Annotated in this window: 4 protein-coding genes and 1 pseudogene; 1 reads left to right on the forward strand and 4 read right to left on the reverse strand. The window is 43.9% G+C overall.

All coding sequences use genetic code 11. From position 1 onward, the window contains the following. Positions 1–446: 446 nt before the first annotated feature. Together QVO97_RS01135 and QVO97_RS01140 are read right to left on the reverse strand one after the other, a co-directional pair. Positions 447–644: a tautomerase family protein gene (locus QVO97_RS01135; protein ID WP_022358592.1), complete on the reverse strand. Its 198-nt coding sequence runs from the start codon at positions 642–644 to the stop codon at positions 447–449. Positions 645–661: 17 nt separating this feature from the next. Beyond that, positions 662–1831: an iron-containing alcohol dehydrogenase gene (locus tag QVO97_RS01140; protein WP_022358593.1), complete on the reverse strand. Its 1170-nt coding sequence runs from the start codon at positions 1829–1831 to the stop codon at positions 662–664. A 715-nt stretch (positions 1832–2546) separates the two neighbouring features. Here QVO97_RS01140 and QVO97_RS01145 point away from each other — a divergent pair. After that, positions 2547–2813: an acyl carrier protein gene (locus tag QVO97_RS01145; RefSeq protein ID WP_022358594.1), complete on the forward strand. Its 267-nt coding sequence runs from the start codon at positions 2547–2549 to the stop codon at positions 2811–2813. Here the strand turns inward: QVO97_RS01145 and QVO97_RS01150 are convergent. Beyond that, a pseudogene (locus QVO97_RS01150) lies at positions 2810–3039 on the reverse strand (SAM-dependent methyltransferase); the annotation flags it as partial. The gene QVO97_RS01145 and the pseudogene QVO97_RS01150 overlap by 4 nt on opposite strands. Before the next feature lie 40 nt (positions 3040–3079). Next, positions 3080–3544 carry a low molecular weight protein-tyrosine-phosphatase gene (locus QVO97_RS01155; protein ID WP_022358595.1) on the reverse strand — a complete coding sequence of 155 codons (465 nt, stop codon included), beginning with the start codon at positions 3542–3544 and terminating at the stop codon, positions 3080–3082. Positions 3545–3575: the final 31 nt, after the last annotated feature.

A 3575-nucleotide genomic window follows, 5' to 3' on the forward strand; every position in this document is an offset into this window, starting at 1 on the left:
AAGCAGTTTGCAGGATTTTAACAAGATTTCTTTGAAATATTTTTATTTATATGAATCATTGTTCATATGTTCATTATATGAATGTAACTGGGAAATGTCAAGAAATATTTGTGGGAATTTAAAAGGAGTAAATGAAATGTTTTCTCAATTATAAAATGCTGCAAAAAAGACTGTTCATACAGACAAAATCCACTAAGTAATGCGCGTAAATGTGCTTCTTTTTGCCCGGTTTACAGATGATACTCTGTAAACCGGCACAGTTCAAATATCTATTCTCCACATCCTATGCTTTTTTGTCTATTTATGAACAGTCCGTTCTTTTTTATTCATTATTATATATCTTTTGCAGTTTATTTTTTCGACACTGCTTGAGCTATATTATCCATTGGTATATTATCCATCGTCTGATGATCTTTTGCCTCTTTCTGCAACCCCGACTTAGACTTCTAATAGAATCTCTCCTCGCCCGGAATCGCATTCAAATGTTCCTGCCATTTCTCAGCCGGTACATCATGAACCGATACCGTCACAACCTTCGGATCCTTCTTTAATTCTTCTGATACCAGCGCTCTGACCTTCTCAGCCAGCGCTGCCTTCTCTTCCCGGCTCCGTCCCGGGTACATAGATATTGCAATGTGTGGCATGATTTTCCTCCTTTGTACTAATAGCACTCTTCCAAAATATCCAAGATTTCCGCGTGCGTCAGCTGCCGATACCCGCCGTCATTGCGGATACATGAATCAGCAATCGTTTTCAGCAGGCTCTGATCTGTGATTCCCAGTTCCCGCAGCGTCCCCGGCAAACCAATCTCATGAATAAACGCCTGCAATGCGTCAATTCCGCCAAATGCCAGTTCTTCCTCATCGCCGCCATCTGGTGACATTCCCCAGACATTTACGGCAAATTTCACAAATTTCTTGATGCCGTCCCGGCAAATTCGACGATAATACGCCGGATGGATCACGCCAAGTCCCATTCCGTGGTTGCAGTCCGTGTAAGCCCCCATCTGATGTTCAATCATATGCGCCTCAAAATCACACTGTTTTCCTAATTTGATAATGCCAATCTCTGCCATCGTGGACGCCCACATCAGGTTGCTGCGCGCCTCATAATTTTCCGGTTCCCGGATCGCCACCGGCAGGTTCTCAATAATACTCCGCATCAACGCCTCCGAGATCGCATCCGAAAGATTATCCTCATCCGGTGCACTGAAATATGTCTCCATCACATGGCTGAGCATATCAAAACCGCCCGCTGCCGTCTGGAGTGGAGAAACCGTGTAGGTATATTTCGGGTCCATCATCGCAAACACCGGATTGCAACGCGGATAATTCCGGCTCGTCTTAATTTTCTGTTCCTCATGGGTGATTACACCCTCGCCGTTGACCTCGCTTCCAGTGCCGACCACGGTCACAATCACGCCCACCGGAACCGGCTCAAAATCAATCTCGCCCTTTTTGATCCAGTATTCCTCCCAGACGTCCTTGTCCGTCGCAGCCGCCATTGAGATCGCCTTGCTGCAGTCCATGACCGAACCGCCGCCCACTGCCAGAATCAGATCTACCTGATTTTCCTGTACGACTTTTTTCCCTTCCATCACCTTGCTGTAGGTCGGATTCGGCATGATGCCTGAAAATTCTATCACCTGTTTTCCAGCCAGCTTTAAGACATCCATCACTTCCTGATAAATGCCATTCGTCTTGATCGAGCCGCCGCCATATGCCAGCATCACCGTTTCCCCATACGGCTTCACCGCCTCCAGCAGGTGCTCTTTCACACAGCCTCCGCCAAAATAAATCTTTGTCGCATTTTCAAATGTAAACGCCCGCATCGTTCCCTGTCCTTTCTGAACCCGTTCCGGCAAATGCTTTTGCATCCGCCTGATGTTCTGCCTTCTTCTTTGTAGATATGTTTTTTTGAATTTTTATTTTGATTATTTTTCTCCTTTATCTCAGATTCATCAAATGTTCATCTATAACTCACACTAGATTTGACAAGTTCTCTGTAAGTGTTCATATTATATCACGATTCGCATCTTCGATGCTTACCGCTGCTGACGCAGCTATCGTGATCGCCATTCGCCGTTCGTCATAAATCTGCAAGCAGCTTTCTGGCTCACTTGCGCTCATTATATCATATTACCTTTTTACATTCTATCTTTTTCAGAAATTTCACGCATATATTTTCATTTTTATGAATAAAATTGCACAAACTTATATCTGCGTGTCATTTTTATTTCCCCATCACTTCCAAAATATTTTCCGAAATTTATGATTTCTTCACATTCCGAACATACTTTTATCACATTTTTTCGATATAGTAATACGCGTAAAGGCAAAAGACCTTTCATAATATACTTTTTCATACCTACGCCGACAGGAGTCCGTTCCTGTCGGCTCCTCCTATTTTAAGGGATATATCTACTCAAGCGGGCAGTTTCATGATAAAATAAACACACAGATAGAATCATCTCACAAACACAGATTCTATATTAAATTTACAATAAAAACAGCTGCATGAATCACATATATTAGGAGGAACTTCTCATGAAACACAAACTGACGCAGGAAGAAATCCTGGTTGAAATAAAAGACATTCTATTAGAATACGTAGAAATCACCCGCCCGCTGACACCGGCTGACCGCCTGATCGACGATCTGGGGCTGGATTCATTTTTGATCGTATACTTTATCACAGAAATCGAAGACTGCTTCGAGATCGATATTCCGGAAACGGATTTTATCGAGCTTGTCACGGTCAAGGATCTCTGCGAACGGATTCAGCTGGAAATAAAAAAGCACTCCACTTATTAATACCAGCGTGTCATCGGCAAGTCATTATTAATTCCTTTTGTAAATAAAATCTGGTGCAGACGCAGATTTTCCACATCCAGGATATAAAATCCATCTGCTGAACCACAAGAAATCATTTCCCAGAGACTTAGAACCATTACGCCCGGGAAAATATATTTTTTAATCCACGAATCGCCCGGATGTTCCTCCAGCACACTGATAAATTGCAGCAGAAACAGTCCGTTCCTTCCATCTTAACCTGAAATGGATACTCATCAAACTTTTGGTTATATCTGTCCCTGTTCTTTCAGATATGCCAGAAAACCTACACAGCCCTCCAGAACATCTTCATACGTCGCGTCAAAATCACCCGTATACCACGGATCCGCGATGTCACGGTCTGAACCTGCAAATGTGAGGAATTTATATATTTTCCCCTCCGGATCGCCTTTCAGCATCCGGTTTAAATTTCGGATATTGGCACTGTCCATACCTATGATATAATCAAATTTCTCATAATCCGCCCACGTTACCTGCCGCGCCCGGTGCGGCACCAGAGGAATTCCAACCTTCCTCAGCTTATTCACCGTCCCCCGGTGCGGTGGATTGCCGATTTCTTCGGTGCTTGTGGCGGCGCTGTCGATAAGGAAGTGGGCGGAAAGCCCTTGGGATGCGACTTTGTGGGTGAAGACACTTTGGGCTAGGGTGGAACGGCAGATGTTGCCGTGGCAGATGAAAAGTACTTTTATCATAGTTTTGTTTCTCCTTGTTTTGCCCTGGAAT

Source organism: Clostridium sp. CAG:43, from assembly GCF_000434655.1.
In the GTDB taxonomy this organism is placed as follows: domain Bacteria; phylum Bacillota; class Clostridia; order Lachnospirales; family Lachnospiraceae; genus Otoolea; species Otoolea fessa.

Bases quoted from the DNA above. Each gene is read 5' to 3' on its own strand.
- QVO97_RS01135 (WP_022358592.1), bottom strand. From the start codon at position 644: ATGCCACACATTGCAATATCTATGTACCCGGGACGGAGCCGGGAAGAG.
- QVO97_RS01140 (WP_022358593.1), bottom strand. From the start codon at position 1,831: ATGCGGGCGTTTACATTTGAAAATGCGACAAAGATTTATTTTGGCGGA.
- QVO97_RS01145 (WP_022358594.1), top strand. From the start codon at position 2,547: ATGAAACACAAACTGACGCAGGAAGAAATCCTGGTTGAAATAAAAGAC.
- QVO97_RS01155 (WP_022358595.1), bottom strand. From the start codon at position 3,544: ATGATAAAAGTACTTTTCATCTGCCACGGCAACATCTGCCGTTCCACC.